At 62.0% G+C, this 20,221-nt stretch carries 16 protein-coding genes; 5 read left to right on the forward strand and 11 right to left on the reverse strand.

From position 1 onward, the window contains the following. Positions 1–220: 220 nt before the first annotated feature. The 8 genes from KUV72_RS18000 to KUV72_RS18035 all read right to left on the reverse strand — a co-directional run bounded on the left by KUV72_RS18000 (position 221) and on the right by KUV72_RS18035 (position 8,319). Positions 221–1,816 carry an isocitrate lyase gene (locus tag KUV72_RS18000; protein ID WP_206944379.1) on the reverse strand — a complete coding sequence of 532 codons (1,596 nt, stop codon included), beginning with the start codon at positions 1,814–1,816 and terminating at the stop codon, positions 221–223. Positions 1,817–2,252: 436 nt separating this feature from the next. Continuing rightward, entirely contained in the window at positions 2,253–2,681 is a 429-nt protein-coding gene (locus tag KUV72_RS18005) for a GNAT family N-acetyltransferase (RefSeq protein WP_206944377.1), read from the reverse strand. After that, entirely contained in the window at positions 2,674–3,873 is a 1,200-nt protein-coding gene (locus KUV72_RS18010; RefSeq protein ID WP_222239294.1) for a cupin domain-containing protein, read from the reverse strand. Before KUV72_RS18010 ends, KUV72_RS18005 begins: the two co-directional genes overlap by 8 nt. A gap of 174 nt (positions 3,874–4,047) precedes the next feature. Continuing rightward, the gene (purB, locus tag KUV72_RS18015; RefSeq protein WP_222239295.1) at positions 4,048–5,421 is read right to left on the reverse strand and encodes an adenylosuccinate lyase; all 1,374 of its coding nucleotides are present in this window, start codon (positions 5,419–5,421) and stop codon (positions 4,048–4,050) included. Between the two features lie 50 nt (positions 5,422–5,471). Then, on the reverse strand, positions 5,472–6,110 hold the full coding sequence (gene hflD / locus KUV72_RS18020; protein WP_206944372.1) for a high frequency lysogenization protein HflD: 639 nt from the start codon (positions 6,108–6,110) through the stop codon (positions 5,472–5,474). Continuing rightward, the gene (gene mnmA / locus KUV72_RS18025) at positions 6,107–7,219 is read right to left on the reverse strand and encodes a tRNA 2-thiouridine(34) synthase MnmA (RefSeq protein WP_206944370.1); all 1,113 of its coding nucleotides are present in this window, start codon (positions 7,217–7,219) and stop codon (positions 6,107–6,109) included. The genes hflD and mnmA overlap by 4 nt, the downstream gene beginning before the upstream one ends. Positions 7,220–7,285: 66 nt before the next feature. Next, positions 7,286–7,735, reverse strand: a complete 450-nt coding sequence (locus KUV72_RS18030) for an NUDIX domain-containing protein (protein WP_206944515.1) — start codon at positions 7,733–7,735, stop codon at positions 7,286–7,288. Continuing rightward, positions 7,732–8,319, reverse strand: coding sequence for a pseudouridine synthase (locus KUV72_RS18035; protein ID WP_222164231.1), 588 nt, complete (start codon positions 8,317–8,319; stop codon positions 7,732–7,734). The genes KUV72_RS18030 and KUV72_RS18035 overlap by 4 nt, the downstream gene beginning before the upstream one ends. 144 nt (positions 8,320–8,463) lie before the next feature. Here KUV72_RS18035 and icd point away from each other — a divergent pair, with 144 nt between their 5' ends. From icd to clpA, 3 genes are all read left to right on the forward strand, one after another. Then, positions 8,464–9,720 (forward strand): NADP-dependent isocitrate dehydrogenase, encoded by a 1,257-nt coding sequence (gene icd, locus KUV72_RS18040; RefSeq protein ID WP_206944366.1) that lies wholly within the window; start codon positions 8,464–8,466, stop codon positions 9,718–9,720. Between the two features lie 251 nt (positions 9,721–9,971). Further along, on the forward strand, positions 9,972–10,319 hold the full coding sequence (clpS, locus tag KUV72_RS18045; protein ID WP_206944514.1) for an ATP-dependent Clp protease adapter ClpS: 348 nt from the start codon (positions 9,972–9,974) through the stop codon (positions 10,317–10,319). Positions 10,320–10,499: 180 nt separating this feature from the next. After that, entirely contained in the window at positions 10,500–12,776 is a 2,277-nt protein-coding gene (gene clpA / locus KUV72_RS18050; RefSeq protein ID WP_222239296.1) for an ATP-dependent Clp protease ATP-binding subunit ClpA, read from the forward strand. 413 nt (positions 12,777–13,189) lie between these two features. On the opposite strand, the gene infA is transcribed toward clpA, so the two are convergent. The 3 genes from infA to aat form a co-directional block, all read right to left on the reverse strand. Further along, a complete protein-coding gene (infA, locus tag KUV72_RS18055) occupies positions 13,190–13,408 on the reverse strand; it encodes a translation initiation factor IF-1 (RefSeq protein ID WP_013332816.1) in 219 nt (72 codons plus the stop codon). Between the two features lie 273 nt (positions 13,409–13,681). After that, the gene (locus tag KUV72_RS18060; RefSeq protein ID WP_206944362.1) at positions 13,682–14,428 is read right to left on the reverse strand and encodes an arginyltransferase; all 747 of its coding nucleotides are present in this window, start codon (positions 14,426–14,428) and stop codon (positions 13,682–13,684) included. A 208-nt stretch (positions 14,429–14,636) separates the two neighbouring features. Beyond that, positions 14,637–15,362 (reverse strand): leucyl/phenylalanyl-tRNA--protein transferase, encoded by a 726-nt coding sequence (aat, locus tag KUV72_RS18065; RefSeq protein WP_222239297.1) that lies wholly within the window; start codon positions 15,360–15,362, stop codon positions 14,637–14,639. Positions 15,363–15,501: 139 nt separating this feature from the next. Between aat and KUV72_RS18070 the strand changes: the two genes are divergently transcribed. Continuing rightward, complete coding sequence (locus KUV72_RS18070; protein ID WP_222239298.1) at positions 15,502–19,248, forward strand: DNA translocase FtsK; 3,747 nt, start codon at positions 15,502–15,504, stop codon at positions 19,246–19,248. A gap of 190 nt (positions 19,249–19,438) precedes the next feature. Then, positions 19,439–20,077, forward strand: coding sequence for an outer membrane lipoprotein chaperone LolA (gene lolA / locus KUV72_RS18075; protein WP_206944357.1), 639 nt, complete (start codon positions 19,439–19,441; stop codon positions 20,075–20,077). Positions 20,078–20,221: the final 144 nt, after the last annotated feature.

Below are 20,221 nucleotides of genomic sequence, written 5' to 3' on the forward strand. Positions count from 1 at the left end.
CTGACAACAAGAGTGTGCTGGCGCGCCTGTCCTTGGCTAGCGTTGATGCAAGAAGATGTTGATGCAAGAAGATGTTGATGCAAGGAGCTCTGTGCAGCGCATCACAAGCAGCAGGGAGACGAAAGGGCACTGAAAATGTTCGCCGGTGTGTCCGCCCAGACGAGTGCGCCCCGGACCGCCACTTGGCAGTCCGGGGCGCCGCAGCCCAATCTACCGCTTTTTAGCCGAACTGGTTCATGGTGTTGTCCTTGCCGCCAGCCTTGAGTGCGGCATCACCGTGGAAGAACTCCTTGTGGTCATCGCCAATGTTGGAGCCGGCCATGTCCTGATGCTTGACGGTGGCAATCCCCTCGCGAATTTCGCGACGCTGCACCCCGGCAACGTAGGCCAGCATCCCCTCGTCACCGAAGTAGCCCTTGGCCAGCGTGTCGGTGGACAGCGCGGCTGTGTGGTACGTCGGCAGCGTGATGAGATGGTGGAAAATACCGGCTTCCCGGGAGGCATCACGCTGGAAGTTGCGTGTCCACTCGTCAGCCAGCTGACCCAGCTCCGTTTCGTCGTAGCGCGCATTCATCAGGTCGGCGCGATCGTAGGCAGACACATCCTTGCCTTCGCTCTCCCAGGCGTCGAAGACCTGCTGGCGGAAGTTCAGCGTCCAGTTGAAGGACGGTGAATTGTTGTAGACCAGCTTGGCATTGGGCACCGCTTCGCGAATGCGGTTGACCATGCTGGCGATCTGCCCGACGTGGGGCTTCTCGGTCTCGATCCACAGCAGGTCGGCTCCGTTTTGCAGGCTGGTGATACAGTCCAGCACGACCCGGTCTTCACCGGTGCCGGGCTTGAATTGATACAAGCCGGACGCCAGTCGCTTGACCTTGACCAGTTTGCCGTTCTGCTTGATGACCACGTCGCCGTTGTCGATATCACTGGCAGAGGCAATCTCATCGCCATCCAGGAAGCTGTTGTACTGATCGCCAAGATCGCCAGGCTCCTGAGTGACTGCGATCTTCTGGGTCAGACCGGCACCGAGAGAGTCGGTTCGGGCCACGATGACACCATCATCGACGCCCAGTTCGAGGAAGGCGTAGCGCACGGCGTTGATCTTGGCGATGAAGTCCTCGTGGGGCACCGTGACCTTGCCGTCCTGATGTCCGCACTGCTTCTCGTCAGACACCTGGTTCTCGAGCTGAATGCAGCAGGCGCCTGCTTCAATCATCTTCTTGGCCAGCAGGTAGGTCGCTTCGGCGTTGCCGAAACCGGCGTCGATATCGGCGATGATCGGCACCACGTGGGTCTGGTGGCTGTCGATCTGCTGGGTCAACTCCTCGACCTTGGCGTCGTCGCCGGCCTGTTGGGCGTCATCCAGGGCGCGGAAGAGGTGGTTGAGCTCCCAGGTGTCAGCTTGACGCAGGAAGGTGTAGAGCTCCTCGATGAGGGCGGCGACGCTGGTCTTTTCGTGCATGGACTGGTCGGGCAGAGGTCCGAATTCGCTGCGCAGGGCGGCGACCATCCAGCCGGACAGGTAGAGGTAACGACGCTTGGTCGTGCCGAAGTGCTTCTTGATGGAGATCAGCTTCTGCTGGCCGATGAAGCCATGCCAGCAGCCCAGGGACTGGGTGTAGTTGGCGCTGTCAGCATCATAGGCGGCCATGTCTTCACGCATGATGGCGGCGGTGTAGCGAGCGATATCGAGGCCGGTGCGAAAGCGATTCTGCACGCGCATGCGGGCAGCGCTGTGCGGGTCGATGTTGTCCCACTTGCCGCGTTGGGCTTCACGAAGCTGGGTCAGTGTCTTCAGTTCTTCACGAAAGGTCATGGTCTGGCCGTCCTGATGTTGTGATGAAGCGACTATCGCGGTGCCACATGCAGCACACTGCCTCTGTTCTCTCTGCCAGTCCTGTCGTTGCCCAGTGCTGGCATCGGTGTCGTGCTGATTCAGTGCCATGCAGCAGAAGTGCTGTCCGCCTTATGCTGCATCTGCGAAGTGTAGTCGTATTTTTCGACCCAGCCAGTGAATGATACTGCAGCCGTGGTCCCGTTTCGGCGCGGCGGATCAGGATGACTACAAAGTAGGCGAGTTACCTTCCTGTAGTGGCCCTTCGTCCGCGCCATGGAACAGACTATGGCCCAGCAGCATGAGGGTTTGCTATTGGTACTTGGGGTAATACAACGTTGTAGTCCGACTACAGGAATGCGTCATTGCGAGGTATTCCTGTAGTCGAATTTCCTGAGGTATCAGGGTGGGGAAGGAATCAGGTGGCGAGCGTTAGCGTCATGTTGCGATGCGGTATTCCGGCATCGAGGAAGACCTCGCCTTCCGCGACAAAGCCAAGTGCTTCATAGAAGCCTAGCGCCTGTGTCTGTGCGGCGAGCTCGACCTGGCTGAAGCGCTGTTCGCGTGCGGCATCAATGGCTGCCCGCATCAGCGCAACGCCAACGCCGAGTCCGCGGGCTTCGGCCAGGACGGCGACGCGACCGATGTGGCCGTCCGGCAGCAACCGGGCAGTACCCAGCGCCTGCTCACCGCGGATGGCCAGAAAATGCAGGCATTGCGGGTCTCGACCGTCCCATTCCTCCTCCAGGGGAACGTTCTGCTCGATAACGAATACGCGGTGGCGAATCTCGCTGGCAGCCTCGCCAAGCTGCTCCCAGCCTCCGTGCTGTATGGTGACCTCAGTCATGGTCCTCCTCCTCGTCCCATTCGTCGTCTGTGACAGGCCAGCCCAGGCTACCGGCGTCCACCAGCTTGACCAGTACCCGCGGGGCATCGGGGTGATCCAGCAGGCTGGCATCGAACTCGTTACGGCCTGCGATGTCTTGCGCCAGCGCCAGATCGCATTCGATCCCGTCGCCGTCGGCGAACAAGGTGGCTCGGTCAGCGCTGATGGCATGCCAGGCAAAGCGCGAGCCAGGCGCGGTGACCAGGATGTCGCCTTCCTGTAGTGCAGTGACAAGCTCATCCTCAGGGGTGGGCGTGTCGCTGGGGGCGAGCTGGTCGACATACTTGGGCTGGGTCATCACCCGGCCAAACCATTGTGCCAGCTGAGCGGGGTCGTCAATGGTGTCGAGAATCAGCGCTCGCATGCGCTCCAGCGCGGCGCTGTCGAGCTCTCCAGGATCCGTGGACGGTGGCATGCCGGCATCGCTGTAGCGCTTGGACGCTGGCTGCTGCTCACCCAGGTAGTCGGCAAAGGAGGTGATCGCTTCATCGGCAGACGGGGCTCGAAAGCCGACGGAATAGGTCATGCAGTCATCCGACTGGCTGACCCCATGATGCGCCCAGCCCGGGGGCAGGTAGAGCATATCACCGGGTTCCAGTACCCAATCGTGGTCGGGGTCGATGTCGAATGTCTCGAGGATGCGTAGATCGATGCCCTTGATGATCGGTGCATCGTCCGCCACCTTGCCACCCAGCTGCCAATGCCGTTGACCACTGCCCTGGACAAGAAACACGTCGTACTGGTCGACGTGGGGCCCCACGCTCCCGCCGGGAGGGGCATAGCTGACCATGATGTCGTCCAGTCTCCAGCGTGGCAGGAAAGAAAACTCTTCCAGCAACGCCGCGACGTCCGGCACATAGTGGTCGACCGCCTGCACCAGCAGGGTCCAATCCTGTTCCGGCAAGCGTGCGAAGGTACTGTCATCGAAGGGGCCGTGGCTGACCTGCCAGGCACCCTCGGGGCCCTGTTCTTCCACCAGACGCGCCTCGACATTGTCTTCACAGGCTAGTCCTGCCAACTCATCGGGAGACAGGGGGTTGTCGAAGTCAGGGAAGGCGCCACGAATCAGCAGTGGCGCCTTCTGCCAGTAGTCCCGGAGAAAATCGGCGGCTGACAGGCCGCCGAGCAGGGTAAGAGGGGTATCGGCTGACATGATGATTCCTGATGATGGTGAGAAGCGGCTCGCTGGGCAGTCGAGCATGTGATGAGTGCAAGGGCAAGGACTGAATACGCCTCACCCCACCATAGGGTGGGGTGAGAACGGGTCTGACAGCTGCCGCGAGCACAGCAACGTCGCGAACAGACGCTGCGTGAGGCCGCCGCCGGGTCAGTGGCGAGGCAGCGCCTGGGCCTGTGCCACGGCATTGCCGATGTAGCTGCCTGGGGTCAGTTGCTTGAGCTCTGCCTTGACGGCTTCCGGCAGCTCGAGACCATCGATGAAGGCGGCGAAACCGGCCTGGTCGATGCGCTTGCCGCGGGTCAGTTCCTTGAGCTTCTCGTAAGGCTTTTCAATGCCGTAACGACGCATGACGGTCTGAATCGGCTCCGCCAGCACTTCCCAGCTGGCGTCGAGATCTTCTGCCAGGCGCTGGGGGTTGGCTTCCAGCTTGCTGATGCCCTTGAGCGACGCCTGGTAGGCAATCAGGCCATAGGCCAGACCGACGCCGAGGTTTCTCAGCACGGTGGAGTCCGTCAGGTCCCGCTGCCAGCGGGAGATCGGCAGTTTCTGGGCCAGGTGAGCAAGAATGGCATTGGCCAGGCCCAGGTTGCCTTCGGAATTCTCGAAGTCGATCGGGTTGACCTTGTGGGGCATGGTCGAGGAGCCAATCTCGCCGGCCACGGTGCGCTGCTTGAAGTAGCCCAGCGAGATGTAGCCCCATACATCACGGTCGAAGTCGATCAGGATGGTGTTGAATCGGCAGACCGCATCGAACAGTTCGGCGATATAGTCGTGAGGCTCGATCTGGGTGGTGTACGGGTTGAAGGTCAGACCCAGGCCTTCGACAAAGGTGCGAGCATTGGCCTCCCAGTCGATGTCCGGGTAGGTCGCCAGGTGGGCGTTGTAGTTGCCGACCGCACCGTTGATCTTGCCCAGCACCTCGGCGCTTTCGATCTGCTTGAGCTGGCGACGCAGGCGGTAGGCCACGTTGGCCATTTCCTTGCCCAGCGTCGTGGGGCTGGCGGTCTGGCCGTGTGTGCGCGAGAGCATCGGCACTTCAGCGTGCTCGGCTGCCAGTCGTGCAACGTCGTCGGCCACCTGGCGCATGGTGGGCAGCAGGCTGTCCAGGCCATCGCGCAGCATTACCCCGTAGGACAGATTGTTGATGTCCTCGCTGGTGCAGGCGAAGTGCACGAACTCGGTAACGGCATGCAGCTCTGCGTTGTCGGCGATCGCTTCCTTGATCCAGTACTCCACCGCTTTCACATCGTGGTTGGTGGTGCGTTCGATGTCCTTGATGCGTGAAGCGTCTGCTTCGCTGAAGTTCTTTACCAGGCCGTCCAGGAAGGCGGTGGCTGCGGCCGACAATTCCGGCACCTCGGTGATCTGGGGGTGAGCGGCGAGGCGCTCGAGCCAACGGATCTCGACGGTGACGCGGGCACGAATCAGGCCAAATTCGCTGAAATGCTCGCGCAGGGATTCGGCCTTGCTGCCGTAGCGGCCGTCGACGGGGGAGAGGGCGGTCAGTGCGGAGAGTTGCATGGTGTGGTTCCGGTGGGGTAGGTACAGGGTAGAGTGTCGAAGCGATATCGTTATAGCGAGTCCAGGGCACGCTTGAGGCTGCCTCGCTGGAAGACCAGCTTCCAGCGTCGCCCGCCTTGCTGGTGCCACAGCAGGCCGAAGCGGATGCCGGACAGCAGGCACGCCCGCACTCGCTCGGGCATCATTCGGCTCTGCAGCAGAGAGGGGTCGCCCTGGACCACGATGCGGTTCTTGAAGGTCGACAGGGTCTGCTGGTAGGCCTCGCCGAGGCTAGCCACCACGTTTTCGTGGGTGGGGCCGAAGTGTTCGGCCTGGCCCTGAATGCGGGTCAGGTGAGCGCCGAGCTCATCCATCATGGCGGGCTGGTTGCGTAGCTTGTTCATCAGCAGCATCAGGCTGAAGCCGTAGCGCATCACCACCGGATTGGCCTGCCGGCGACCCAGGACGCCGTCCAGCGTCTCCAGGCCCAGCCGCAGGTTGTTCGGGTGTCCACCGTAGATCGATTCAAAGGTGGGAGGGTTGGTCACCAGGGTGGCGTTGATCTGGGTGTCCCAGGCGCGACTGTCCACTTGGCCGGTGCGGGCAAGGTCATCCACCAGATGAGCCGCCTGGAACACGCCCGCCATGGCAATGGCCTGACGGGCAGCCGGGGATTCCGGCGCGCGGTGAATAGGTACCGAATCGGTCATGCCGCGCGCTCCTTGGCGTTCCAGGTGTGTCGGATGACGCCGCCACCGAGGCAGACATCTCCGTCGTAGATGACCAGTGACTGGCCGGGTGTCACGGCGCGTTGAGGCTCATCGAAGTACACCTCGACACCGCCGTCTGCCATGCTGGTCAGGGTGCAGGGCACGTCCTCCTGACGGTAGCGCGTCTTGGCAGTGAAGCGACCCTGCTGGCAGGGAGCGTGACCGGCTACCCAGTCCATGGCCTCAGTGGCCAGGCTGTCGGTGTAGAGCAGAGAGTGATGCTTGCCTTGCACGGCCACCAGGACATTACGCTCCAGATCCTTGCCAGCCACGTACCAGGGGTCCTCGGAGTAGTTGGCGAGGCCGCCGATACCAAGTCCCTGACGCTGTCCCAGGGTGTAGTACATCAGTCCCATATGTTCGCCGATGTCGTCACCATCAGGTGTCTCGATGCGGCCGGGCTGAGCCGGAAGATACTGCTTGAGGAAATCGCTGAAGCGTCGTTCGCCGATGAAGCAGATGCCCGTGGAGTCCTTCTTCCTGGCGGTGACCAGACCGTGGCGCTCGGCAATGGCACGAACTTCCGGCTTTTCGATCTCGCCCACAGGAAACAGCGTGCGGGCGATGGCCGCTTCCGGCACCGCGTGCAGAAAATAGCTCTGGTCCTTGTTGCCATCCAGGCCCTTCAGCAGGCGAGGACGGCCATCGCGCTCACCGCGGCGGACATAGTGGCCGGTGGCGATCATCTCGGCTCCCAGCATCTCTGCGTAATCAAGGAACACCTTGAACTTGATCTCGCGGTTGCACAGGATATCCGGATTTGGCGTGCGGCCAGCCTTGTACTCTGCCAGGAAGTGCTCGAACACATTGTCCCAGTATTCAGCGGCAAAATTGGCGGTATGCAGGGGGATGTCGAGTTTTTCGCACACGGCCTGGGCGTCCGCCAGATCCTCCATGGCGGTGCAGTATTCGGTGCCGTCGTCCTCGTCCCAGTTCTTCATGAACAGACCTTCTACCTGATATCCCTGTTCGATCAGGCGCAGTGCGGAAACGGAGGAATCGACTCCGCCGGACATGCCGACGATGACTTTGCCGTTGGACGCTGACATAACAACTCTCGGGGTGGTGGTGCAGGGGCGGAGATTATACACGAAATGCGGCGCTCAACCGAAGCCTCACCGCTCGTGGAGCACGTCCATGGGAAAGGTCTTGCCAGCCAGGGCATCGCGGATACGTTTAAGCACCAGAGGGCTGCGTAGACGTCCGTCCCGATCCAGTGCTTCGATTTCTTCCAGGGTCAGCCAGTGGATGGCGTGGATATCGCGGTCAAGCTCGGTACCCAGGTGGGCCAGTGCCATGCCCAGAAACGCATGGCTGTGAAACGCCTTGCCGTCCTTGGTTTGATACACGTACATGCCCAGATAGTCGGTGATACCCACCCGCCAGGCGGTCTCCTCGGCGACTTCACGCAGTGCGCCATCGCGAATGCGCTCACCGGGTTCCAGATGGCCTGCGGGCTGATTGAACAGGGTATGAGGGCCGCCATGGTCCTCTTCCACCATCAAGAAGCGCCCGGCGCGTTCGACCACGGTGGCCACGGTCACATAAGGGGTCCATCGCATTATCGGCGTCTCCTCGCTGGGGATGCGGTTCTCGGGCGCTTGGGTGCATGCAGCGTCTGACGCTGCCATTGCCCCGGCGCCAGCCCGTCCAGGTTCCATGGGCCAATGGCTACCCGTACAAGTCTAAGTGTGGGGTACCCGACGTGTGCTGTCATTCTGCGCACCTGGCGGTTTCGCCCTTCGCTGATGGTCAGCTCCAGCCAGCAGGTATCAGGATGGCGTTTCGGGTCGAGAGGTGGTTCACGCTCCGGCAGGCCGCTGTGGACAAGGCGTCGTACCTTGGCAGGTCGGGTCGGTCCGTCCTTGAGCGTGACGCCTTTTGCAAGGGCGTCCAGAGCTCGCTGATCCGGCTGTCCTTCAACCAGCACACGGTACGTCTTGGGCTGCTTGTGGCGGGGGTGGCTGATACGATGAATCAACTCACCGTCGTCGCTGAGCAACAAAAGACCCTCCGAGTCGTAGTCGAGACGTCCGGCAGGGTAGATGTCGGGTACATCGATGAGCGACGCCAGCGTATCGCGTCCCTGCTCATCGGTGAACTGGGACAGCACGCGGTAGGGCTTGTGCAGCAGGTAGAGTTGACTCATGGGCTGGCTCGGTAGTCCTGACGAGGCCCGTCTGACGGGGCTCGTGCGGTCATTTGCAAAGATTGTCGACAAAGCCTACTCCGGGCGCTGGGGGTAATGCTATACTCCGCGCTCCACTGAATAGACCTGACAGGGGAGTTCTCAATGGGTTTCCAGAAAATTGTCGTCCCTGAGGGCGGCGAAAAGATCACCGCTAACGCCGACAACAGCCTGAATGTGCCGAACAACCCGATCATCCCGTTCATCGAGGGTGATGGTATCGGTGTCGACGTCACCCCGGCGATGAAGATCGCCATCGACGCCGCTGTGCAGAAGGCCTACAACGGCGAGCGCAAGATCCACTGGATGGAAGTCTACGCCGGCGAGAAGGCCACCCACGTCTATGACGCGGACACCTGGCTGCCGGAAGAAACCCTGGAAGCGGTCAAGGAATACATCGTTTCCATCAAGGGCCCGCTGACCACGCCGGTGGGCGGTGGTATCCGCTCCTTGAACGTCGCACTGCGCCAGAAGCTGGACCTGTATGTCTGCCAGCGTCCGGTTCGCTGGTTCGAAGGCGTGCCTAGCCCGGTCAAGAAGCCCGCTGACGTCGACATGGTTATCTTCCGCGAGAACTCTGAAGATATCTATGCCGGTATCGAGTGGAAGGCGGGTACCGCTGAGGCCGACAAGGTCATCAAGTTCCTGCGCGAAGAAATGGGCGTGACCAACATCCGCTTCCCCGAGGGTTGCGGCATTGGCGTCAAGCCGGTGTCCGAGGAAGGCACCAAGCGTCTCGTGCGCCAGGCCCTGCAGTACACCATCGACAACGACCGCGAGTCGCTGACCCTGGTGCACAAGGGCAACATCATGAAGTTCACCGAAGGCGCCTTCAAGGATTGGGGCTATGAGCTGGCCAAGGAAGAGTTTGGCGCTGAGCTCCTCGATGGCGGCCCCTGGATGACCTTCAAGAACCCGAAGACCGGCAAGGACATCGTGGTCAAGGACGTGATCGCTGACGCGATGCTGCAGCAGATCCTGCTGCGTCCGGCCGAATATGACGTCATCGCGACCCTGAACCTGAACGGTGACTACCTGTCCGACGCTCTGGCGGCTGAAGTCGGCGGCATCGGTATTGCTCCGGGCGCCAACATCTCCGACACCACTGCCATGTTCGAAGCGACTCACGGTACTGCGCCGAAGTACGCTGGCCAGGACAAGGTCAACCCGGGCTCGCTGATCCTGTCTGCCGAGATGATGCTGCGTCACATGGGCTGGGTCGAGGCTGCTGATCTGGTACTGAAAGGCATGGAGAAAGCCATCAGCAAGGGCGAAGTCACCTATGACTTCCACCGCCTGATGGAGAATGCCACGCTGTTCAAGTGCTCTGAGTTCGGTCAGGCTGTCGCTGACAACATGTAAGCGACTGCACCGAGCGACGAGCCGTCCTGCTCGTTGTCAGTGCTGACAGACAAGGCCCTCGCCCTCGCCGGCGAGGGCCTTTTGCATTTTGTCCGCGTAGAGGGTGAAAGCCGCGTCGGGATTCCCGATAATGAGAGGGAACCCTACCGCGCCCCAGACGTCCAATGCTCGACGCGGGTGAGCGCGGGCACCCGATTGACAGTGTGAGGCCTATGTTCAACGCAAGAGACGAGGATCCGCTCTGGATCCAGATGCCGGTGGCAGGAATGACGCGTCCGCCGGGAGAGCCCGACGAACAGGACGACGGTGACCTGGCCACTCAGGAAGCCGATCCTGAGTTAGCCAAGCCACCCATGTATAAGGTTGTCTTGCATAATGACGACTTCACCCCCATGGAGTTTGTGGTGGAGGTTCTCAGGACGTTCTTTCACCTGGATAGCGAGACGGCCGTGCAGATCATGCTGACAGTGCACAGCCATGGCAAAGCCACCTGTGGCGTCTTTACCCACGACATTGCCGAGACCAAGAGTCACCAGGTCAACGAGTATGCCAGGGAGTGTCAGCATCCTCTGCTGAGCGATATAGAAGCGGCGGACTAGGTGGAATCCTGAGAATCGCTGATCTGCCTGTGATGTGGGCGCATGAGGCGGCACATGCGTTAACGGAGACGCGTCCTTCGTTGACGAAGAACTTGCAACGGCGCCATTTGTACCCGATGTTGATGGTGCCGGACCATAAAAGATCCGACGCAAGCCCTAGGCGGCGAGAAGGGGACTGCCATGCTGAGCAAAGAACTTGAACTGACCCTGAACACGGCCTTCACCGTGGCGCGCTCCAAGCGCCACGAGTTCATGACCGTGGAGCACCTGCTGCTGGCACTTCTGGATAATGCGTCAGCATCAGACGTGCTGCGTGCCTGCGGGGCGAACCTCGACAAGCTGCGGTCTGACCTGCAGGACTTTATCAATTCCACGACGCCGCTGATTCCGGAAGACCAGACCGAGCGCGAGACGCAGCCCACCCTCGGGTTCCAGCGTGTCCTGCAGCGTGCGGTCTTCCACGTACAGTCTTCAGGCAAGAGCGAAGTGACGGGCGCCAACGTGCTGGTGGCCATCTTCTCCGAGCAGGAGAGCCAGGCGGTCTACTTCCTGAAGCAGCAGAACGTGGCCCGTGTCGACGCCGTCAACTATATCGCTCACGGTATTTCGAAGGTGACCGGTCACGGTCAAAGCCCGGCGGCATCGTCGCCGGAGGCAGAAGATGCTGAAGATGGCAGCACCGAGGCCGGCGGCAACCCGTTGACCGGGTTTGCTACCAACCTCAACGAACAGGCGCGGATGGGCAAGATCGATCCGCTGATCGGCCGTGACCATGAGCTTGAGCGTGTGGTGCAGATTCTGGCACGCCGTCGCAAGAACAATCCGCTGCTGGTGGGCGAGGCCGGGGTGGGCAAGACGGCCATCGCCGAGGGCCTGGCCAAGCGCATCGTCGAGGAGGACGTTCCCGACGTGATCGGGGATGCCGTCGTGTACTCCCTCGATATGGGCGCCCTGCTGGCGGGTACCAAGTATCGCGGTGACTTCGAGAAGCGCCTGAAGAGCCTGCTGGCCGAATTGCGCAAGTTGCCCAACGCGATTCTGTTCATCGACGAGATTCATACCGTGATCGGCGCGGGGGCTGCCTCTGGCGGGGTGATGGATGCCTCGAACCTGCTCAAGCCTCTGCTGTCTTCCGGCGAGTTGCGCTGCATCGGTTCGACCACCTTCCAGGAGTTCCGCGGGATCTTCGAGAAGGACCGGGCGCTGGCGCGTCGTTTCCAGAAAGTCGACGTCCTGGCTCCCTCGGTGGAAGACTCCATCAAGATCCTCAAGGGCTTGCGCTCGCGCTTCGAGGAGCATCACCAGCTCAAGTACACCGACGCTGCGCTCGACAGCGCGGCCCGCTTGGCCGATCGTTACATCAACGACCGCTTCCTGCCGGATAAGGCCATCGATGTCATTGACGAAGCGGGCGCTCACCAGCGCTTGCTGCCGCCCGAGATGCGTGTCGATACCATCGATGTGGATCAGGTCGAGGCGGTAGTCGCATCGATTGCTCGAATTCCGCCGAAGAGCGTGTCCAGCTCCGATCGCAAGCTGCTGGAGAATCTGGATCGCGATCTCAAGATGCTGGTGTTCGGCCAGGATGAGGCCATCGATAGCCTGGCGGCGGCGATCAAGCTCTCTCGCGCTGGGCTCAAGTCTCCTGACAAGCCAGTGGGCAGCTTCCTGTTTGCTGGCCCGACGGGAGTGGGCAAGACCGAGGTGGCTCGCCAGCTGGCGCACATCATGGGCGTCGAGCTGCTGCGCTTCGACATGTCGGAGTACATGGAGCGGCACACCGTTTCACGTCTTATCGGCGCACCTCCCGGCTATGTAGGGTATGACCAGGGCGGCCTGCTGACAGAAGCAGTGACCAAACAGCCCCATTGCGTACTGCTGCTGGATGAAATCGAGAAGGCACACCCGGAAGTGTTCAATCTGCTGCTGCAGGTGATGGATCACGGGCGTCTTACCGACAACAATGGTCGCGAGGCGGACTTCCGTCACGTCATCCTGATCATGACATCCAACGCGGGTGTAGAGATCGCGACGCGCCGCTCCATCGGCTTCCAGACCCAGGATCACTCCACCGATGCCATGGAGGCGATTCGCAAGACCTTTACACCGGAATTCCGCAATCGCCTGGACGGCATTATCCAGTTCTCGGCGTTGCCCAAGCCGGTGGTGCGCAACGTGGTCGACAAGTTCCTGGTGGAACTGCAGGCTCAGCTAGACGAGAAACGTGTTCAGCTGGAAGTCGATGACGAGGCGAGAGATTGGCTGGCGACCATGGGCTATGACCCGGACATGGGAGCTCGCCCGATGGCAAGGTTGATTCAGGAGAAGCTGAAGAAGCCCTTGGCCGAGATGATCTTGTTTGGAGATCTGGCTGAGCACGGGGGGGTTGTCCATGTCAGCCTCGAAAGTGGCGAGTTGCATCTCTCCACCGATGTGGAGCTGGCCGATGCGCCCTGACTAAGCTCTCTGGGTTAGGCCGCAGCGAGTCTTGAGGACACCGCTGACGCAAGAGATGACGCCCTGTCTTATGGCAGGGCGTTCTTGTAGGTATCGCCTGCTGGCTCGCTTGCCCACGGGACCGGGCAGCAAGGCGGCAGGGTGTGAAAAACGCAGGCGAGTTCCGGACGCCAAGCGCCACCCTGCTACGTAAATCGTGGCAGGGGTGGGCTGCGCAGCAGGCGGCTTTTGCGCCAGGCTCCGGGTTATTCAGCACCAGTGTCAGGTGTGCTCCAGCACTGGGTGATAGGGGCCGAATGCCGATGGGCATTGACCCGAATATCAGGGAGCTGCGCTTGCCGGCGAGGCGGGCACGCCCGACGGGCGCGATACCGGCAAGTGGCGTCTACGCAAAGCGCTGACGCCGGCCGATCTCAACGAGAACGGTATACGATGCGACCCTTGGACAGGTCATAGGGAGTCAACTCGACCTTGACCTTGTCCCCGGTCAGGATGCGGATGTAGTTCTTGCGCATCTTGCCCGAGATGTGGGCGGTGACCACGTGGCCGTTTTCCAGCTCGACCCGGAACATGGTGTTGGGAAGCGTGTCGACGACCACGCCTTCCATTTCAATATGGTCTTCGCGTGCCATATAGGCGAATCCTCGCATGTGTAGACAGAGTGATGCCCGACCGCGCGGCGCGACTGCCGTTACTCTGGTCAGGATAGCGCGATATTCTGCCGGATGCTGGGGCAGATGGCAAAGTGAGTTGCCTGAAAAAACGGCAGATGTCTAGGCCGAGGTCTGACGCCTTTGGCGCCTACCCTATCACTGGCATGCCGTCGTTGCTGGCAGCATAGGCTGTCTGGATCGAGTGAGCAGTGGCGATCCTGGCGCGACTCAGGGCGGTACAGCGCCAGGCGTTCAGCCGTGTTCGGTAGGTACCAGTCGGCGCCACAGGCGTCCGTCCAGCCTTTCGAGGGGAGTGAAGTTGCTCTTGTAGCTCATCTTGCGACACGCCTCGATCCAGTAACCCAGGTATACGTGGTCAAGCCCTTTCGCCGACGCCATCTGGATCAGGGTGAGCACCGCCTGGGTGCCAAGGGATCGTCTCTCGAGGCTCTGCTCGGGGTCGAAGAAGGTGTAGATGGCTGACAGGCCGTGGCCGAGTTCATCGAAGGCGGAGACCGCCACCAGCCTGTCGTCGAGTCGCATCTCCAGCAGTCGGGCATAAGGCTGGTCGAGACTCAGAAAGGTGCGGTACTGTTCATGGCTTGGGGGGAACATGTCGCCATCGTGGTGGCGAGTGCAGATATAGCGCGCATAGAGATCATAGTGGGAAGAGTCGAAGCGGGCAGGTACCACGTCGACGGTCAGATCGGCATTGCGCCGCATCAAACGTTTCTGGCTCCTGTTTGGACGAAATTCCGCGACAGGAATCCGCACCGAGACACAGGCATGGCAGCCTTCGCAGTGGGGGCGGTACAGGTGAAGCCCGCTGCGCCGAAAGCCGAGAAGCGTCAGCGCATCATACACACTCGGCCCCGGCGATTCCTTGGGATCAAGGAACAGCGTGGTCGCCTCTTTTTCTGGCAGGTAGCTGCAAGCGTGTGGCACCGTGAGGAAAAACCTCAGGTCGCGGACCGGTTGCCGCGGTGTGTTGCTGCTCAAGGCGGCCGTCTCCCTGTCGGATGGCGTCTCGTCGGTCGTCAGGCAAAGGCATGACCCGCTGCAATGCTCTCAACTGCCGTGGTCTCAACTGCTGTGGTCTGAACTGCCGTGGTCTGAACTGCAATGACCTCAACTCAATGATCTCAACTCAATGATTCCAACGGCAGGGGGGCGTGGCGATGCACCCACTGCGATGGCAAGCGCCGAGTCAGACGTTGTCGACGCAAGCCACGTCAGCAAAGGACCACGCAGGCGTGACCAGAGCGTCTGTGTCCAGGCCATCCAGCCACTTCTCAAGATAGCCGATGAACTCGGATCGGGCGATACCTCTAGCGCCCAGGCTGGCCAGATGCGGGGTCTGCATCTGGCAGTCGATAAGCTTGCCGGCTCCCCGCTGCATCGCATGTGCCAGGTGGACCAGGGCGATCTTGGACGCGTCAGCCTCGCGACTGAACATGGATTCGCCAAAGAACACAGGACCAAGTGCTACACCATACAGCCCGCCTACCAGAGTGGTGTCACGCCATACTTCTACCGAATGAGCCACACCCATGCGGTGGAGTTGGTCATAGGCGCTGCGCATCTCGTCGATGATCCAGGTGCCATCCTGGTCGCCACCTCGGGGAGCAGCGCAGGCGGCAACCACCGACGTAAAGGCGCGATTGGCGGTGACCGTAAAACCTGCATTGCGGACGCGTTTGGCCAGACTCCGACGCACGCGCAGTTCGTCGGGACGCAGTACCATACGAGGATTCGGACTCCACCACAGGATGGGCTGGTCATCGCTGTACCAAGGAAAGATGCCGCGACGATAGGCGGCAATCAACCATTCGGGGGTCAGGTCGCCCCCTGCAGCCAACAAGCCGTCGGGGTCGTCAAGGGCCGTCTCGACGCTGGGAAAGGCGACCGGGTAGGGGGATAGCCAGGGTAGCATGGGGCTCCCTTCAACAGGGTTTTTGATCAACAGGCGAGTGTGCCCCCAGATGGCGGCACGCTCAAGCCGTCTGGGGCCTATTCGCTCACCGGCTGGCTCGGTATCATGAGGGCCAGTCAGTAGGATGGAAGACGCCGCCATGGCGCAAGGGGAAGGCCATTTGAGTGCCAACAAGAAGTCTGTGTCGTCTCGAGCGACGGCGGCAGCTGCCAAGGAGACCGCCAAGAAAGTTGGCCTGCGTCTGCACGGCTCTGCCAGGGAAGGTGTCATCATCGTGCTGCTGGCCGCCTGTGTGTTCCTGTTGCTGGCACTGTTCAGCTTTGAACCTGCAGATCCTGGCTGGTCGAGCAGCGGTCCTGAAACCGACGTCGCCAACTGGATGGGGCCGATCGGCGCCTGGCTAGCCGACGTGCTGTACTCGCTGTTTGGGGTCAGTGCCCTGTGGTGGCCGGGAATGCTGGCGTTCGCGGCGTGGTATCTGATTCGCTCCCGGCGGGTCGAGTTTGAGTGGGATGCCACTGCGCTAGCCGTTCGCTGTGGCGGCCTGGTGCTGCTGCTGCTGGGATCGACGACTCTCGGCGCGCTGTATTTTAACCACCCGGAAAGTGTGTTGCCGTATTCCACTGGCGGCATACTTGGCGTGGGGCTGGTCGGTGCGCTGCGCCCGCTAGTCGGGTATGGCGGCACAGGGCTGCTGGCGGTCGTCGGGATTCTGGGCGGGATGCCACTGTTCACCGGCTTATCCTGGCTGAACGTGATGGACGAGGCCGGTCATCGTTGCCTGCTGTTGGGGCGTTGGATCAAGGCGCGTTTCGCGGGCGGCAAGGATGCCTCCGACGAGGCTGTCTCCGCGCGCAAGCAAGCCCAGGATCCGGCTCTTTCGGATGCTGAGGCGGATCGTGTGGAGTCATCGGTCGAGGACCACACCCAGCGCGACATTCAGGACGAAGACGAGCAAGACGGCGCCGCAACCAAGCCTGCCTGGTGGCAGCGCTTGCTGGGCCGTCGTCGCGATGTCGCCTCCGAGCGCCCCCAGTGGGACACCGAGGACGGCACCGATATTCCATGGGAGGTGGCGGAATCCACGCCGTCAGCCAAACAGCCGGGGGCTGCCTATACCGAACGACTGGCGACAGCCGGCCATAGCCGCGCGGCCACTGAGCCCTCCATTGGGCTGAGGGCAAGCAGGGAGGAGCCATCGCCTGCCCTGGATGCTGATGAGCGTCATGGGCGTGCCCCCGCTGCTAGAGATTCTGTCAGCCCCTCTCGGGAACACGAAAGGGAGGCTGGGACAGCCGCTCGCCGTGAGCCGTCTTTTGGCAGTGCACCAACCTCAGCCCGCGAGCGCCGGGAGCCCACCCTGGGCGCGAGTCTCGGGACAGGCCCGAGTGACGATACGGTTGCGGGCTCGCCAACACGACCCTCCGCTGACGTCAGGCGTGACACCCGTCAGCCCGCGGAGCCAACGTTTGCCCTGCGCGCAGAGCGCGATGAGCCCGCCGCCGGGGCTGCTGCTTCTGAGCCGGCGGCCTCGATGCCCCATGAGACGCGCAGCGTGGCCCCTGAAAGCACCAGTGCCGAGGCCCAGGAGCGCAGGCTTGAGGCTGACACCGCGCAGAGCGGCGTATCAGCCTCTCCGGCGCCTCAAGATCACGCGGGCCAGCGTGCAACTGAAGATGCCGCTGACGCCGGTGCGACGACATCGCAGCCTCCGTCGCCGGCTCACGCCGAGGACGAAACGCCACCTCAGGGCTCTGCTAATCAGAGCGCTGCTATTCAGGGACAGCACAGTACGAATCAGGGACAGCACAGTACGAATCAGGGACAGCACAGGACGAACGCCCCGCAGCCGCCCAGCGAAGCTGCATCCTCCACAGCTGGTCCCTCTACAACTGGGCTCTCCACAGCTGGTTCCTCCACAGCTGGCGCTGCAGCTCCCGCTGCTGCTACCCCTGAAGCGCCTCAGCGCGAAGAAAGGCGGGCGGAGGATATCCCCGAGCCGGTGTTGCCAGACGACGGCGGCGCGCTGGCTGGTGGCGCCCTGGCGTCCAGCGCTGGACTGCTGTCGTCCACGCACGAGGCCCCTCGGCGGGTGGTAAGCGCTCACCCTGACAGCGTGTCGCAGCCCACCGTGGACAGTCGGCAGCAGTCGTCTGTGACGGCGGCAGAGGCTCCGCCAAGGGGCGACGCCTCTTCAGCTGAGCCATCGGCCGAGGACCGCGGGCATGTCCACCACCAGGATAGCGATGCGTCGGTCACTCCCCATGTGGCGACAGCGGATCAGGGGAGGGAAGCGGCCGATCAGGGCGGCCCGACGCTGTGGACCGTGGAGCACCTGCAGAACCAGCGTTCCGGCTTCGATGATCTGCCCGAACCCGATGGTGACTTGCCGGGTCTGCGACTGTTGACGCCGCCCGAGCCGCACCAGCCCAACTACACCGAAGAGCAGCTTGCCGACATGGCGGAGCTGCTGGAAATGCGCCTGCGCGAATATGGCGTGAAGGCCGAGGTGGTCGACACCTGGCCGGGTCCGGTCATCACCCGCTTCGAGATCAAGCCCGCAGCGGGAGTGAAGGTGTCCAAGATCAGCAATCTGGCCAAGGATCTGGCGCGTTCGCTGATGGTCAAGAGCGTCCGCGTGGTGGAGGTGATTCCAGGGCGTCCCACCGTGGGGATCGAGATTCCCAATCCCAACCGGGCCATGATTCGCCTGCGCGAGGTGATCGATTCGGATCGCTATCAGGACGAGGCCTCCGCTCTGACCATGGCATTGGGCCAGGACATCGGGGGAGCGGCGGTGGTCGCCAACCTGGGCAAGATGCCTCACGTGCTGGTGGCCGGTACGACCGGTTCGGGCAAGTCCGTCGGGGTCAATGCCATGTTGATCTCGATGCTGCTCAAGGCGACCCCTGACGAATTACGCCTGATCATGGTCGATCCCAAGATGCTTGAGCTGTCGGTCTACGACGGAATCCCGCATCTGCTGGCGCCTGTCGTCACCGACATGAAGGAAGCCGCCAACGCGCTGCGCTGGTGTGTGGCCGAGATGGAACGCCGCTACAAGCTGATGGCGGCCATGGGGGTGCGGAATATCGCCGGCTTCAACAGCAAGCTGGATGAAGCCGAGCGTGCCGGCGCCCAGGTGGCGGATCCGTTGTGGGAGCCTCAGCCGTGGGAAATGCATCAGACCCCTCCGGTGCTGGAAAAGCTGCCGTACATCGTGGTGGTGATCGACGAGTTTGCCGACATGTTCATGATCGTCGGCAAGAAGGTCGAGGAATTGATTGCTCGGCTGGCCCAGAAAGCGCGCGCCGCGGGTATCCATCTGGTGCTGGCGACCCAGCGTCCGTCCGTGGACGTGGTGACCGGCCTGATCAAGGCCAACATTCCCACGCGCATGGCCTTCCAGGTGTCGTCGCGAGTGGATTCGCGCACCATTCTCGACCAGGGCGGCGCTGAAAACCTGCTCGGTCACGGCGATATGCTCTATCTGCCGGCCGGCTCGGGCCAGCCCACTCGCGTTCACGGGGCCTTCGTCGACGATGACGAAGTTCACCGAGTGGTCGAGGACTGGAAGCGCCGTGGCGAGCCTGAGTACATTGACGAGATCCTGTCGGGGGGTGTCTCCGCCGATGCCCTGACCGGGCTGGAGGCTGAGGGCTCCGGTGACGACAGCGATGCCGAACAGGACGCGCTGTATGACGAGGCGGTGGCCTTTGTTACCGAGTCGCGGCGCGCATCTATCTCCGCCGTGCAGCGGCGTTTCAAGATTGGCTACAACCGGGCCGCGCGTCTGGTGGAAGCCATGGAAATGGCCGGTGTCGTGTCCTCCATGGGCACCAACGGCGGACGTGAAGTGCTGGCACCGCCTCCCGCAGGAGGCTAGCCCCCGATCGTCGCATGCGTCGCTTTTTGGCGACGCATGCGGCGCTACCATGAAACGACCATGCAACAGACGGTTGCGTTTGAGACCCATGGCAACTTGCCAGGCATACTGGGCTCAAAGGGACATGCCCGTTCATGCCGGAGCATCTTCGGCACGACAGGGAAATCGACCATATCGACGGAGAGACGCTATGCCTGCACGCCTTACCCTGACTTCCGGCCTGGCCACGCTGGCACTGGCACTTGCGGTGCCTGCTACCGCGCTGGCGGATGGTGCCGAGCGACTGACGCGTATGCTGGAGCCGCTGAACACCTACTCTGCCGATTTTGAACAGCAGATTCTGGACGGCAGCGGTCAGCGACTGCAGCGTACGGAGGGTCACATGTGGCTGTCACGTCCCGGCAAGTTCCGCTGGGAGGTAGAGGCGCCGTATGAGCAGGTGGTGGTATCGGACGGCAGCGAAGTCACCTTGTTCGACCCTGACCTGCAGCAAGCTACTATCCAGGCTCTGGACGAGCGCGTTACGCACACGCCTGCCTTGCTGTTGTCGGGAAGTGCCAGCGAGCTGACCGACAGCTATAACGTGTCGAGCTCCCAGCAAGGCACCTCGGAGACCTTCACGCTGGAACCCAAGGCGGCCGACACCTTGTTTGAAAGCCTGCGCCTGACCTTCTACAGCGAGGAGCTGGCGGCACTGGAAATGACCGACAGCACCGGCCAACGCACGGCGATTGCCTTTGACAACGCCGAGCAGAATGGCCAGATCGATGACGGGCGCTACCAGTTCGATATTCCCGAGGGTACCGATGTCATTCGCCAGACACCCTGATCCACGGGTCCGGTAGGGTCGTCGCTCTGATGTCTTGGCCTTTCACGGCCAGTCAGGACGGAACAGAGACTCGGGACCTGATGCCGCCGTCGCCCCTTCGGGCGGCGGCGCTGTCTTTTCTGGCCACTTTTTTTCTCTGACCCC

The organism is Halomonas sp. DP4Y7-1 (genome assembly GCF_019800705.1).
GTDB classification, from domain to species: domain Bacteria; phylum Pseudomonadota; class Gammaproteobacteria; order Pseudomonadales; family Halomonadaceae; genus Halomonas; species Halomonas litopenaei_A.

Bases quoted from the DNA above. Each gene is read 5' to 3' on its own strand.
- icd (WP_206944366.1), top strand. From the start codon at position 8,464: ATGGGTTTCCAGAAAATTGTCGTCCCTGAGGGCGGCGAAAAGATCACC.
- purB (WP_222239295.1), bottom strand. From the start codon at position 5,421: ATGCAACTCTCCGCACTGACCGCCCTCTCCCCCGTCGACGGCCGCTAC.
- KUV72_RS18005 (WP_206944377.1), bottom strand. From the start codon at position 2,681: ATGACTGAGGTCACCATACAGCACGGAGGCTGGGAGCAGCTTGGCGAG.
- lolA (WP_206944357.1), top strand. From the start codon at position 19,439: ATGCCTGCACGCCTTACCCTGACTTCCGGCCTGGCCACGCTGGCACTG.
- KUV72_RS18035 (WP_222164231.1), bottom strand. From the start codon at position 8,319: ATGAGTCAACTCTACCTGCTGCACAAGCCCTACCGCGTGCTGTCCCAG.
- mnmA (WP_206944370.1), bottom strand. From the start codon at position 7,219: ATGTCAGCGTCCAACGGCAAAGTCATCGTCGGCATGTCCGGCGGAGTC.
- aat (WP_222239297.1), bottom strand. From the start codon at position 15,362: ATGCTACCCTGGCTATCCCCCTACCCGGTCGCCTTTCCCAGCGTCGAG.
- KUV72_RS18010 (WP_222239294.1), bottom strand. From the start codon at position 3,873: ATGTCAGCCGATACCCCTCTTACCCTGCTCGGCGGCCTGTCAGCCGCC.
- hflD (WP_206944372.1), bottom strand. From the start codon at position 6,110: ATGACCGATTCGGTACCTATTCACCGCGCGCCGGAATCCCCGGCTGCC.
- infA (WP_013332816.1), bottom strand. From the start codon at position 13,408: ATGGCACGCGAAGACCATATTGAAATGGAAGGCGTGGTCGTCGACACG.
- KUV72_RS18070 (WP_222239298.1), top strand. From the start codon at position 15,502: ATGGCGCAAGGGGAAGGCCATTTGAGTGCCAACAAGAAGTCTGTGTCG.
- KUV72_RS18000 (WP_206944379.1), bottom strand. From the start codon at position 1,816: ATGACCTTTCGTGAAGAACTGAAGACACTGACCCAGCTTCGTGAAGCC.
- clpA (WP_222239296.1), top strand. From the start codon at position 10,500: ATGCTGAGCAAAGAACTTGAACTGACCCTGAACACGGCCTTCACCGTG.
- clpS (WP_206944514.1), top strand. From the start codon at position 9,972: ATGCCGGTGGCAGGAATGACGCGTCCGCCGGGAGAGCCCGACGAACAG.